This window comes from Streptomyces flavotricini, assembly GCF_020639365.1.
Classification (GTDB): domain Bacteria; phylum Actinomycetota; class Actinomycetes; order Streptomycetales; family Streptomycetaceae; genus Streptomyces; species Streptomyces flavotricini.
In genome coordinates, this window is the sequence record NZ_JAINUL010000001.1 from 182,291 (window position 1) to 193,336 (window position 11,046).

15 protein-coding genes and 3 pseudogenes are annotated in these 11,046 nt (G+C 71.0%); 10 read left to right on the forward strand and 8 right to left on the reverse strand.

Going from position 1 to position 11,046, the window contains the following annotated elements; all coding sequences use genetic code 11:
* The first annotated feature begins 9 nt into the window (after nt 1-9).
* The 7 genes and pseudogenes from K7B10_RS00845 to K7B10_RS00875 all read left to right on the forward strand — a co-directional run bounded on the left by K7B10_RS00845 (nt 10) and on the right by K7B10_RS00875 (nt 4,242).
* Nucleotides 10-375 carry an STAS domain-containing protein gene (locus K7B10_RS00845; RefSeq protein WP_229334023.1) on the forward strand — a complete coding sequence of 122 codons (366 nt, stop codon included), beginning with the start codon at nt 10-12 and terminating at the stop codon, nt 373-375.
* A gap of 96 nt (nt 376-471) precedes the next feature.
* Nucleotides 472-921, forward strand: a pseudogene (locus tag K7B10_RS00850) (aldehyde dehydrogenase); the annotation flags it as partial.
* 392 nt (nt 922-1,313) lie between these two features.
* On the forward strand, nt 1,314-1,727 hold the full coding sequence (locus K7B10_RS00855) for a DUF2231 domain-containing protein (RefSeq protein ID WP_229334024.1): 414 nt from the start codon (nt 1,314-1,316) through the stop codon (nt 1,725-1,727).
* Nucleotides 1,728-2,187: 460 nt separating this feature from the next.
* Nucleotides 2,188-2,391: an early set domain-containing protein gene (locus tag K7B10_RS00860; protein ID WP_229334025.1), complete on the forward strand. Its 204-nt coding sequence runs from the start codon at nt 2,188-2,190 to the stop codon at nt 2,389-2,391.
* 38 nt (nt 2,392-2,429) lie between these two features.
* Nucleotides 2,430-2,746, forward strand: a pseudogene (locus K7B10_RS00865) (PRC-barrel domain-containing protein); the annotation flags it as partial.
* A 516-nt stretch (nt 2,747-3,262) separates the two neighbouring features.
* On the forward strand, nt 3,263-3,631 hold the full coding sequence (locus tag K7B10_RS00870) for a hypothetical protein (RefSeq protein WP_229334026.1): 369 nt from the start codon (nt 3,263-3,265) through the stop codon (nt 3,629-3,631).
* 74 nt (nt 3,632-3,705) lie between these two features.
* On the forward strand, nt 3,706-4,242 hold the full coding sequence (locus K7B10_RS00875) for a cysteine hydrolase family protein (protein ID WP_372481526.1): 537 nt from the start codon (nt 3,706-3,708) through the stop codon (nt 4,240-4,242).
* A 156-nt stretch (nt 4,243-4,398) separates the two neighbouring features.
* Here the strand turns inward: K7B10_RS00875 and K7B10_RS00880 are convergent, their stop codons facing one another.
* The 4 genes from K7B10_RS00880 to K7B10_RS00895 form a co-directional block, all read right to left on the reverse strand.
* Nucleotides 4,399-5,109 (reverse strand): hypothetical protein, encoded by a 711-nt coding sequence (locus K7B10_RS00880; protein ID WP_229334027.1) that lies wholly within the window; start codon nt 5,107-5,109, stop codon nt 4,399-4,401.
* 71 nt (nt 5,110-5,180) lie between these two features.
* Nucleotides 5,181-5,537: a hypothetical protein gene (locus tag K7B10_RS00885; protein WP_229334028.1), complete on the reverse strand. Its 357-nt coding sequence runs from the start codon at nt 5,535-5,537 to the stop codon at nt 5,181-5,183.
* Nucleotides 5,538-5,734: 197 nt separating this feature from the next.
* Complete coding sequence (locus K7B10_RS00890; protein ID WP_229334029.1) at nt 5,735-5,989, reverse strand: hypothetical protein; 255 nt, start codon at nt 5,987-5,989, stop codon at nt 5,735-5,737.
* A gap of 25 nt (nt 5,990-6,014) precedes the next feature.
* Nucleotides 6,015-6,305 (reverse strand): hypothetical protein, encoded by a 291-nt coding sequence (locus tag K7B10_RS00895; protein WP_229334030.1) that lies wholly within the window; start codon nt 6,303-6,305, stop codon nt 6,015-6,017.
* Between the two features lie 716 nt (nt 6,306-7,021).
* Here K7B10_RS00895 and K7B10_RS00900 point away from each other — a divergent pair.
* Together K7B10_RS00900 and K7B10_RS00905 are read left to right on the forward strand one after the other, a co-directional pair.
* On the forward strand, nt 7,022-7,675 hold the full coding sequence (locus tag K7B10_RS00900; RefSeq protein WP_229334031.1) for a hypothetical protein: 654 nt from the start codon (nt 7,022-7,024) through the stop codon (nt 7,673-7,675).
* 508 nt (nt 7,676-8,183) lie between these two features.
* Nucleotides 8,184-8,753 carry a helix-turn-helix domain-containing protein gene (locus K7B10_RS00905; protein WP_229334032.1) on the forward strand — a complete coding sequence of 190 codons (570 nt, stop codon included), beginning with the start codon at nt 8,184-8,186 and terminating at the stop codon, nt 8,751-8,753.
* A gap of 14 nt (nt 8,754-8,767) precedes the next feature.
* Here the strand turns inward: K7B10_RS00905 and K7B10_RS00910 are convergent, their stop codons facing one another.
* The 4 genes from K7B10_RS00910 to K7B10_RS41490 form a co-directional block, all read right to left on the reverse strand.
* Entirely contained in the window at nt 8,768-9,097 is a 330-nt protein-coding gene (locus K7B10_RS00910; protein ID WP_229334033.1) for an Asp23/Gls24 family envelope stress response protein, read from the reverse strand.
* Nucleotides 9,094-9,714 carry an Asp23/Gls24 family envelope stress response protein gene (locus tag K7B10_RS00915; RefSeq protein ID WP_229334034.1) on the reverse strand — a complete coding sequence of 207 codons (621 nt, stop codon included), beginning with the start codon at nt 9,712-9,714 and terminating at the stop codon, nt 9,094-9,096. The genes K7B10_RS00910 and K7B10_RS00915 overlap by 4 nt, the downstream gene beginning before the upstream one ends.
* Entirely contained in the window at nt 9,705-10,286 is a 582-nt protein-coding gene (locus K7B10_RS00920) for an RNA polymerase sigma factor (protein ID WP_229334035.1), read from the reverse strand. Before K7B10_RS00920 ends, K7B10_RS00915 begins: the two co-directional genes overlap by 10 nt.
* A 207-nt stretch (nt 10,287-10,493) precedes the next feature.
* The gene (locus K7B10_RS41490) at nt 10,494-10,688 is read right to left on the reverse strand and encodes a hypothetical protein (protein ID WP_372481345.1); all 195 of its coding nucleotides are present in this window, start codon (nt 10,686-10,688) and stop codon (nt 10,494-10,496) included.
* A gap of 170 nt (nt 10,689-10,858) precedes the next feature.
* Between K7B10_RS41490 and K7B10_RS00930 the strand changes: the two are divergent.
* Nucleotides 10,859-11,046 (forward strand): annotated as a pseudogene (locus K7B10_RS00930) (hypothetical protein); the annotation flags it as partial.

Sequence of the window (11,046 nt, forward strand, 5' to 3'; positions counted from 1 at the left end):
GGAGTGTCCGTGCTGCCCTTCAACGTGACCGAGAGCGGTGTGCTGATCATCCAACTGCGCGCCGACCTGGACATCGCCCACCGGGCCGCGGCCGCCTGGGCGATCGAGGGTTGCCTCGCCGCCCACCGGTCCGCACCCCTCATGCTGGAACTCTCGGACGCACCGCTGGGCACGTCCGCGGTGAGCACGGTCGTACGAACCCACCGCATGTGCCGCACCGCAGGCGTGCAGCTGGCCGTCGTCGCGACGGCCGCCGAAACGCGCCGGGCGCTGGAAGCGCAGACGGGTGCCGAGGGGCTGGTCATCCAGCCCACCCGCTCCCTGGCCGCCACCGCGCTGTCGGCTGCCCCGACCCCGGTCGCCGCAGCGGCGTAGAGCCCACCGCGCCGACCCTGACGCCGCCCAACGGCCCCGTAGGGCCCGCAAGCGCTCGCCGCAAATCGCTGAGCCCCCAGGGGCTCAGCGATTCCGCCCGAGGACCCGGGAGGCGCCGAGGCCCAGGGCGAGCTCGAAGCCGAGGGGAAAGTGCCGCTGGACTTCGGCATGCTCTGGTTCAAGGGCCAGCGCATCGGCACCGGCCAGGCACCCGTCAAGCGCTACAACAGGGCCCTGCGCGACCTGATCGCCGGCGGCAAGGCCGAGCCGGGCTTCCTCGTCTCCCACGAGCTGAGCCTCGACGATGCCTCCGCGGCGTACGAGCACTTCGACAATCGCGACGACGGCTGGACCAAGGTCGTTCTCCACCCCAACGGCAGCAACGGCGGCAGCCGTCGGGCATCCGCGGCCAAGCGAGGCGGCCACAGTGCGCGCGGTTCCTCCGACCACACCGTGGAGGAGCTACGCCAAGAGGCCAAAGCCCGGGGAATCCAGGGCCGTTCACACATGAACAAGCAGCAATTGGAGCAGGCCCTCCATCATTGACCACTGCTTGGCTTTGTTCGTGAGCGTCCTCATGAACAAAGCCAACCGGTCTCCGCTGGAGAGCAGGCCCTGCCCGCCGTTGTCCCTTGCAGTGCTGGGACCGCTCAGCAGGTCCTTGCCCGGGTCTGCGACGCCATCGGGGTGCGCCGCCCGGCAGATCTGTCCGTTCGGGTGCAGTCGAGGCCGGGGCGGGATGGCCGCGTGAGAGCGGGTAGGCGTCGTGTATGAACTCACATACCCTCGGCACCGCGCCCGCGGACCGGCAAACCTCAGCCCTCGACACTGCCTCGGAGTGGTGGCTGAAGACCCTGGACCGGTTGGAGCGGAGCACAGTGGCAGATCCCGCCATCCGAGGGCTGCAACGGGGCATTCGCTCCCTCCCCCTGGGCGGCATGCGCGATCTGCTGCGCGGCAGGCCACTGGGCCACCCCGTGCACCCCGTGCTCGTCCAGGTGCCGATCGGCTGCTGGCTGTCGGCCTCGGTACTCGACGTCGTACCCGGCGCACAGCACGCGACGACCACCCTGACCGCCGTCGGGCTGGCCGGGGTCGCCCCTGCAGCGGTGGCCGGCTGGGTGGACTGGGCCGACCTGCCGCCCGAGTCGGCCCGGGTCGGTCTGGCCCACGCGGTCTCCAACGTGGCTGCGGTGGCCTGCTACACCGCGTCCCTGACCGCGCGGCTCCGCGGTCGCTCGGCGAAGGGGCGGCTGTGGTCCCTGGGCGGCCTGGCCGCCGTGGCCGTCAGTGGGGCGCTGGGCGGGCACGTGGCGTACCGACAGGCAGTCGGAGCGCACGCGACAACATGAGGCCACCGCTGTGCACCTCCAGCCCGGCTCCCCTCGGCCCCAGCCACTCAGCCAACTTGCGCACAGGCCTGCCCGTGTCCTGGCCGAGCCGGTCTTCTGCAGGCGACGCCGCCAAGCACGGCCCGCCGCCCCGGCAACCCGGCTCCTGGCCGCGTGCTGACCAAGACGGACTTCACCCGCACTGGCACCCGCGACCAGCAGGACCAAGACGGAGCGGTAGTGCCGTACCCGGCGTGCGGGCTCCAGCACCCCCTGACGAGCAGGGCCGCGCCGGCCGCTTCGCCCGGCGCACCTTCAGGAGAGCCCGGACGCGCGGGCGGAGCCGGAGCGCCAGCTCGGACGGCTTCATGGCCGGACTGAACCCACTCGGGTGGCAGCTGTGGCGGGTGGCGTAGTCCCGCGCTGGCTTGGCCGGGCAGCGGGCACGGATGGCGCAGCCATTGCCCCTCATGTGAGGAGCGTGGTCGGCGACTTCAACGACTGGCGGCCGGGCTCCCACCAGATGCTCGAACGGCCCGACGGCAGTCGCGCGGGCAGGGTCGCCCTGCCGGTGAACCAGCGCCACGGCTTCCGCTACCTCGCGGATGGCGGCCACTGGCGCGACGAGGACGGCGCGGACGGCCATGACGGCCATGACGGCCGCAACAGCCTCCTGCACACCTGACGAGCAGCCCCACCCAAGAAGGAGAACCGATCAACGTGATCGGCAAGGTCGACGAGGCGACCGAGGAGGTCGGCTCCTCCTACATCGTCGTCGACACCGGCCCGTGGATCTTCGGCAAGGAGGTCCTGCTGCCCGCCGGCACCGTCGTCCGTGTCGACGTGAAGGAGAAGGAGATCCAGGTCAACCTCACCAAGGACCAGATCAAGGACTCCCCGGAGTACGACAAGGAAAGCACCGCGGCGATGTCGCGTACCGCGACCAGCTCGGCCAGTACTACGGGCGCGGCCACATCCAAGCCCCGCTGCCGGGCTGCGGCGGTCCCCACCAGGCAGGGGAGCCGCAGCCCGGCACCTGACTGGTCGCCTGCCCACTGGGCGGCCAGGGAGCCGCGTGGCTGGCTCACAGAGCGAGCCGTGCGCGAACTGGAGAACGCCCGGGACATGAACCTCACCGATCCCGACTTCGTGGAGAGTGGCGTGGCGCCGGCCCCGGGGTATGGGACCCGTCCGCTGAGGAGCTGAGCGACTCACGAAGCTCTGGCCTGCAGACGGCTTCGGGGCAGCGCGATTGTCGATCGGGGTCATCCCATGCCCGGAACCGCGCCGCCATGCATCAAGCCAGCGGGCGCAGCGCACACGGGACCTCGCGGATTTCGGTGCCGGATGGCTGCCCCGCGCCGGGTGGACCATGCCACCGCATCCCAACGGGGCCGGCTGACGTGCGGCGTGCTGATGTGGACGGCCGTCCCACGGAACGCAGCCGGCCGTAGTCGTACGCGGCGTGGCCTACGCGCCAGAAATGGGCCGGGGCGGGAAACTGTCGGCACGGCCACCTCGTCTTCTCGTCTTCTCGTCTGGATGAAGGACCCGCCATGCTGCTGACTCACACCCTCGATGGAGGCGTGCTCGTCGTCCGGCTCGCCCCTGCCCTGGCCGTACGCCACCGCGCGGCCGTGACGCTGGCTGTGGAGAAACTCCTGCAGGCTCATCGGCCGGCCCATCTCGTCATGGCCGCCGAGGGAGTGTGGACACCAGCTGTCTTCAGTACGGTTCTGCGGGCCCATCGAACAGCGCAGGAGCACCGCGTCGGCTTCTTTGTGGCGACGCCTTCATCGAGTGCTGCTGACCAGCTGGCCGCCAATACCTCCGGTCCGGTCCGGGTCTACCCCTCGCTGACTCAGGCGGTTCGGGCGGCACGGACCCAGTCTGCCGCGCCGACGGAACCCGGGCTACGGCCGTGAGCGGCGGTCATGTTCCCGGCAGCCGTCCGTCGGGCCGCGCGGCGGGAGGCGGCGATGCGGGTCGCACAGCGCTCATCGTGATCGACATGCTCAACGCCTACGAGCACGAGGACGCCGACGTGCTCGTGTCATCCGTCCGCGAAGCCCTTCCGGGCGTCGGTGCGCTGCTCCGGCGGGCCAGGGACGCCGGTGCGCCGGTCGTGTACGTGAATGACAACTTCGGCCGCTGGCGCTCCCACCACGGCGAGATCCTCGAAGCCGCCCTGGCCGGCCCTCACTGCGACCTTGTGGAGCCGATCGCGCCGGACGAGGAATCCCTGTTCGTCGTCAAGGCGCGGCACTCGGTCTTCTACGAAACGCCCCTGGCCTATCTGCTGGGCCAGCTCGAGGTGGAGCGGGTGGTGCTGTGCGGGCAGGTGACCGAGCAGTGCGTGCTCTACTCGGCTCTGGACGCCCACATCCGGCATCTCGAGGTCGTCGTGGCCCTCGACGCCGTCGCCCACATCGACGCCGGTCTCGCAGAAGCGGCCCTGCGCATGATGGAACGCAACATGTCGGCCGAACTCCGCCCCAGCGGCGAGATCACCTTCGAGGGAGCCCCTTCAGGCTGACGGTGGCTCGGAGAGCGTCGTCCGGTCCGGGCCACCGCTTCGACTGGGCTGACGCCGCAGAGGGCTGCGAACGAGGCCTCGCCGCGCAGACGCTCGCGGTCGTCACCCGCCGCAGTCACCCGGATCTGGGCCATGACCTGCTCGAATGCGGGTGCGTTACCGGCTTGGCCAGGCGTGATCGCGAATACGAGGGGCCTGCAGCGGCCGTCCGCGGCGAGGTGGATCTCCGTGGTCAGTCCGCCGCGGATCGTCCAAGGAGCTCACCAGCGGGTCCCAGCCGCCCGGGGTCAGCGGGTCCAGAGCGGGGTTCGCGACGAGCCAGGCCCGGTAAGACGCCCTGACGTACTCGCGAGGAGCTGACACATGCCCCGCATGCGGCGGGGCCACGCTCTCGTCATCGAGCGCCAGGAGCGCCACCGCGGTGAACTCCGCGTCCGCCTCGTCGGCCGGCATCCCGCTCAGCAGCGCCACCCGGTCAGCGACCACCGCACGATGCAGCCGATAGGACCGCTCCTCCTCGACCGCGGCGCCACCCTGCTGCGCAAGCACCGTCACCCGGGTCGACCAGCGCAGCATGTGATCGACCACCGCAAGCAGCTCGTACGGGGACGACGCGTACACGCCACCGGGCGGATCGGTAAGCGCCTCAGGCAACTCCTCACCCGGATCCTGCGCGTACAACTCTCGCACCAGAGCCGACAGCTCCCCATCAGGACGGCCCGTCAGACCCGCTCGATTCACAGCCTCGTGCGCCGCCTCCGCCGCCGCAGTCAGCAGCCTCTCGTGGCGCAGCGGATCCAGCCCGGCCTCACGCAGCCAGGCAAGACGCGCGAATGCCGTCGCGGCCTCCCGTGTCACGTCGTCCATCCGAGGGTGCTCTCCTTCGAAGTCAAGACCGGCCCGACGATCGCGCGGTCGCAACGGCACGGCCGAAAGGATCAGCCCAGCCCTGAAGGCCGGTCACGGTCGAGCGCCGGGGCCGGCCCCAGGTCGAACTCACAGATCTCCATCCCGCCGAACGAAGTACGGTCCTGGTCGAATTGAAGCCACACGCGGGGCGCCTCGTCGTCGAGATGAATCCAGGTGCTGTCGGCGCGGTCGGCCACAGCCGTTCGAAGGTAACTACAGGTCGGGCTGCACCCGCACCACCCGTGGAAGCGCAACCCCATCACGACCTGGGCCAGGGCGTACTCACCCTCGGAGACCAGCGCCGCATCGAGGAACGACACCAGCGCGGGATAGACGTCCGCAAGCAGCGGCGGCTCGGTCTCGGTCTCGGTCTCGGTCTCGGACACACCGTCAAGGCTATCTGTCCCCGGCACGCCCCGGTGTCGGCAGCCGGAGCAGCAGCAGCGGGCACCGCGTGCGGGTTCGGGGCGGGGGCGGGTCGGCCGTGGCCGCGGGTCCGGCCGCCGGTGCGACGGCGGCCTGCCCAGCGCTGCTGCGAGACGAAGAAGGGTCGGGTGCGAAGGCCGGGCCCCAGGGTGGTCGTTCAGTAGACCAGGACGTGTGTGATGACGACCTGCGGTGGATCTTCCTCGCGGCTGATGACGTACTCGGCGATCCCGAGCTCGCCCTCGACCCCGAGCGCCAGGCGGCGTTGCTGTGGGCGCTGCGGTGCAGCTGTGCTGCCCGCAACCATGCCGCCGGTTTCGCCGATGGTGACCATCGCGGCCACGATCGCACCGACGACCTCCGGCGGCAGCGACGGGGCCAGCATCAGCTGGGCGACGTTCTCGGACAGCACGCACGGCAAGCCTTCGTCGTACGGCTCACTCAACGGGCAGCCCCGCCGCCCGGCGCCGCGCCAGCAGGTCACCCAGCGAGAGCGTGGGTACCGTCCCGGCCAGGACCGCGTCGGCACGCGTATCGGCGTCAGGATCGGTGTCGAGCATCGCCTGACCCCACCAGCGCAAGAGCACTCCCTTGGCCTGCTCCGGGGCAGCGGCCAGAAGCTCGCGGTAGAACTCCATCCGCTGCCCACCCGACAACGCGGCCGCGATCCCCTCCGCGTTGCGCGGCACCCGCTCGCCTTCGTGCCGGTGGATCGGCTCTGCGGTCATCAAACGCCCCTTTCCCTCCCACCCGAGTCTGCCCTGCCGACACCCCCGCGGTCGACCGTCTGCTCGGAACGACCGCCTTCCGCTGATCCATGCAGCAGGTCGTCTGCTCATCGTCTCCGGCGGGCTCGCCGCCGGCCTGTGCCTGCCTGTGGCGTCCGCGAAGGCGACGGCTCCTGCCCCTGACGACCGTGGTGCCTACCCGGCGGCTACCTGCCCCTCCTCGGCCAGGCGCAGACGTACAGCGGGCCGGGTCGGCCAGGGCCGTCCCGAACACGGCCTCCAGCAGCTTCCTCCCCCATGACTGCGGCAGACTCCAGGAGGACCGTGGTCACCCCGCCGTGGTGCCTGTAGTCGACGTCCACGGAGGCGACCGGGGCCAGCCAGCCGAGCCGGCCGGCGATCTGGTCAAGTTGGTGCGGCGGAGGCCAAGCGGGCGTGCGGCCTGGTCCGGGCCGGGGGGGACATGCCGGTCGAGGAGGGCCGGCAGATCTCGGCGGCAGCCGAGGGCGGCCACCTGGTCCGGGTGGCCGTCGGGAAACGCGGCGTCCCCGCCGAGGCGGACCAGCAGGCCGACGCGAGCGAGGTGGCCGACCGCCACCGCGGTCACCCTCGGCCGCCGCAGCGGCAACCCGAGAAGCCGCCAGCCGTGCTACCGCTACGGCGTCGGAGCGAACTCCCTTAGGCTGTTGGAGTTACCACATGAACGAAGGACAACTATGGCCCGCCCTTACGACCCCGGACCCAAGCAGTTCGTCTTCGCCATCGGTGACGGCAACGGCCAAAACGTATCCGTGCGGGACCCTCAGGAAGCCTACGTGGCGTTCTCTGCGTTCTTTCGGGATCGGAACTCCGATACCTACACCATCGGTGATGAGCCGACGGGGCAGAGTCTGGTTCTCATGCCCGGCCAGGGTGTGATCGCCCGGGTCAAGGGCGCGGACCGACCTCGATCGGAGTACCTCCGGGTCGACCGTGCCAATCGCTACCTTCCGAGCGCGATGCTGTTCTTCGAGAACGGATACGCCGGCCTCGACCACTTCGGCCAGTGGTTCTCCAACCTCGCTGACCTCGACGCGTCACCGGAGACTCGCGGCACCGCCCGCGCCGCCACGTTCACGACGGAAGCAGCGGCGATCGAAGAAGTCGCGCGGATCTGGGCAGATTCGGGCATCGTGGACCCGAGCGACCAGTACTACGTCTTCTTCGACTCGCATGATGTCGACGACGACCGAGCCGAACGAGCCGAACTGCTCGCGCTGATCGAGTTCCTCGGGATCGAACGAGTCGATGCCCCGGCCGAGGCCGCCGGCGGCGAAGTCTGGGTGCGTACAGACACACGCCTTGCCGCCGAGTGCGCACGGTGGTCGTGAACAGGTACGGGGTGGAGTCGCAACATCACCGTGGTGCTCGCCGCGCGCCCGAGGAAACCACGTCCAGCCGGTGCCGTTCCGGAGAGGCCCCGAGCCCATGAGAGACATCGTGTTCACTCGCAGCGGCTGGATCCCGGACGTGATCCGCGAGAACGGCGAGCTGTAGCTGATGCTCGGCGCCGGGGCCGAGCACCCCCGCCCGGCACTTGCCTCCGATGATCGCCGTGGTGAGTGGGACGCAAGAAGTTGGGAGCGCATCAGCAAAGGGAACGCCGGCGGCTTCGAGGGGCTCCCGCCCGGGAGAGGGTGAAATCGCCTGCGGACTTCGCGGATCCCGTCGACGTTTCGCGCTTGGACCTGCCAGGGGCTGATGGCCAGGACCGTTGCCGTTGTCGAGGAGAAGTTGGCTCCGAGGCTACGTGCGGGTCCTGTGCGGTGCGCATGGAGCGTTCGAGTGACCCCGCCCGGTGGCGCGTCACAGCCCCGATGCGCAGGTTGTCACATCGATATGACAACCACGAATCAACAGAAGATCCCCCATCAGATCGCCGCGTCCGGCGCACGGGCCACGTGGCGGCGGACGCGCGATCTGCCCGAGCCGGCCGAGCGGCGTCGGCTGCGCGAGCAGTGGGGTCTGTCCACCCGGCAGGTAGCGGTGGCGTTCGGGGTGACACCGGCGACGGTGCGGTCCTGGGAGAGCGGGCGTGCCACGCCCCGGGGCAGCCGCAAGGAGGCCTACCGTCGCTTTCTCGCCGGCTTGGCCGAGTACGGCGGCGCGGCCTGCGCCGGCGCCACGGAACACGGCGGGGTCCACAACCGACGTCCGGCGCCGGACACCCCGCGCCGGGCCCCCCGGCCGGCTCATGTCGTGGCACCCGCGCCGGTGCACGCCGGCGCGATCCGGTCGACCACGTGTCCGCCCGCACCCGTGGCCGCCAGGACGGTGCAGGAGGTCCCCGTGCGCGGTGCCGACCCCGTCTCGCCGGAGCGGATCCGGCGGCTGCGGTTGCTGGGCGCTGCGGCCTGCGTGTGGTCGATCGCCCTGTGGGTCGTCCTCACCTGCCCGCCGGGCTTCTAGCAGCCCGGCGCCGATCACACGATGCCGGTGACGGTCACCCGCACCGCGCCCGGTGCCGTGGCCGCCGCCTCGGCGGCCGCCGCCCGCACGGCCCTGGCCGTGCGGGCGGCCTGGTGCTGGGCGCGGACGACGACGTCGATGTGGAGCGAGGCCGCCCTTCCACGGGCGTCGAAGGTGATGCGCACCGCGGAGCCGGGGTCGTCCGGCAGGCGGGCAGCCGGTGGGCGCGTGCCGGCGGCGGTATGCAGCAAGCCGCGCAGGCCGGGGCGCAGGCACGCGACGCCGGGGACGTCGAGGACGGCCTCGGCGACCCTTCGGGCGAGGGCCTTTCGGTCGGTCTTCACGTCCTGGTCTCCTGCGGCTGGTCCGGCGGTTCGTGGAGGTCGGTGACGGCGACGTGCAGGTCGCCGACGGCCAGCCCGAGTCGTTCCCGGGCGGCGTGGGCGAGCACCTCGCGCACCGCCTGAGTGACGGCGGGCAGATCGCGGCCGTAGGCGACGGTGACGCCCACCGCGACGGTGACGGGACCGCGCGGGGGGCTCGTCCGGCCATCGGGCGGGGTGACGCGGCAGCTACCGGCACGGACGCCCGGCACCTCTTCGGCGGCGGCGCGCAGGGTGCGGGCCGCGACGGACTCGTAGATCCAGCTGTCCTCGTCCGCTTCCCCGAGCGGCAGATTGTGTCCCGGGCGCAGTTCGAGCCGTACGACGTCCATGACCTTCCGCACCAGGGCGGCGGTGTCGACCGCTGCCGGTGCCGCGGCGCCCGGGCCGAGGGCCGCGGCACGGAGGCGGTCCAGGTCGGCGACCGCCCGCAGGCAGTAGGCGCAGGCCGCGGTGTGCGGGTCGGTGCCTCCCTGATCCGCCTGCTCCCACACGGTGGCCAGGTCCCTGCCGCAGGCGAGGAGTTCCAGCTCTTCGTCCTGCTGGGGGTCGTGCGGTTGGGGGGTGTTCATCGCCATGCGGCCATCGCCTCCGTCAGCATGCGCCGGGCCCGAAATACGCGTGCGCGGACCGCTTCGGTTCTGATTCCCACCGCCAGGGCGATCGTTTCGTATGGCTGGCCCTCGATCTCCCGCAGGACCCAGCAGACCTTCTGTTCCGTGGACAGTGCGCCCATGGCCTGGGCGAGGTCGCGTACGGCGGCGTGCGACTCGGCGGCACGGGCGGGTGAGGATTGGTGTTCCGGTGCGGCGGGCTCGGCTACGGCGTCGATGTCGGCGGCGGGTCTGCGGGCCCGCAGCAGGTTCAGGCAGCGGTTGGTGACGATGCGGTACAGCCAGGTGCCGAACCCGGCCTCGCCCCGGTACTCGGGGAGGCTGCGCCACGCGCGCACGAAAGCGTCCTGGACGGCGTCCTCGGCTTCGGCGCGGGTGCCCATGAGGCGCTGGGCGAGCTGCAGCATGGCCGCGGAGTGACGGTGTACCAGCACCTCGAACGCCTCCTCGTCGCCTTCCGCGGCCCGCTTGGCCAACAGCCGGTCGCCGACCTCGGCCGTGCCGTCATCTCCGTCCGGGCCCCACCGAGCGTTCAACGCGGGCTCCTTCCAGCCTCCACTGCTTTGACACCGCCTGCCCGGCATTCGTTACGCCGCTCCGATACGCACTGTTGTTCACCCGTTCACTGCAGGAGGTCCGTAACGGATGGCGCGCTCGCAGTGACAGTGGAGTCCAGCCGCATACGGACCGATCCGGGGAGCAGCGACGACGGCAACGCGGGAGAAGGCCTTGGGCCGCCAGGATCAAGCGAGCGGCGCGGCGCCCGATGCGGGGCGTCGCCGGTGCAGAAACCCGGGCCGCAGCCGGCAGTCCGCGCCGCCGGGCGCGAGACGGCTGAAGACCTGGCCGAGCACATCGAGCACACCGTGGAACTGCTGCTGGAACGCTCCCGCGCCCTGGCCGAGCGAGTGGCCGCTCCCCGCCTGGCTGATCAGCACGATGTGCCAGCGGCCGAAGGAACAAAGGCGGGACGCCTACTGCACGTCCCGGCATGACGGCAACCCCCACGACAGCGGGACGCGCTCACCGCCGACGGCCGCCTGTCCTGCCCGTAGTGGCGACATCGCAGAAGGCGACACGGCGCTCCCCCTGTCACCAGCCCCCCATCATGCACCGGCACCGGTCAGGGACCGCGAGAAGGCGAAAGCCGCTGACTCGAAGCAAAGATGATCACTCAACCTGCCCTGCCATCGCGTGGCGGCTGGTCGACAACCGCGAGGCCGGTTTCGACGCCTACACCGGGCCCGTCTACTTCATGATGCACGGCGTGCACAGCGAAGAACGAGCCCGCGAACT

Bases quoted from the DNA above. Each gene is read 5' to 3' on its own strand.
- K7B10_RS00880 (WP_229334027.1), bottom strand. From the start codon at position 5,109: ATGGACGACGTGACACGGGAGGCCGCGACGGCATTCGCGCGTCTTGCC.
- K7B10_RS00900 (WP_229334031.1), top strand. From the start codon at position 7,022: ATGGCCCGCCCTTACGACCCCGGACCCAAGCAGTTCGTCTTCGCCATC.
- K7B10_RS00895 (WP_229334030.1), bottom strand. From the start codon at position 6,305: ATGACCGCAGAGCCGATCCACCGGCACGAAGGCGAGCGGGTGCCGCGC.
- K7B10_RS00915 (WP_229334034.1), bottom strand. From the start codon at position 9,714: ATGGCGATGAACACCCCCCAACCGCACGACCCCCAGCAGGACGAAGAG.
- K7B10_RS00905 (WP_229334032.1), top strand. From the start codon at position 8,184: ATGACAACCACGAATCAACAGAAGATCCCCCATCAGATCGCCGCGTCC.
- K7B10_RS00855 (WP_229334024.1), top strand. From the start codon at position 1,314: ATGCGCGATCTGCTGCGCGGCAGGCCACTGGGCCACCCCGTGCACCCC.
- K7B10_RS00870 (WP_229334026.1), top strand. From the start codon at position 3,263: ATGCTGCTGACTCACACCCTCGATGGAGGCGTGCTCGTCGTCCGGCTC.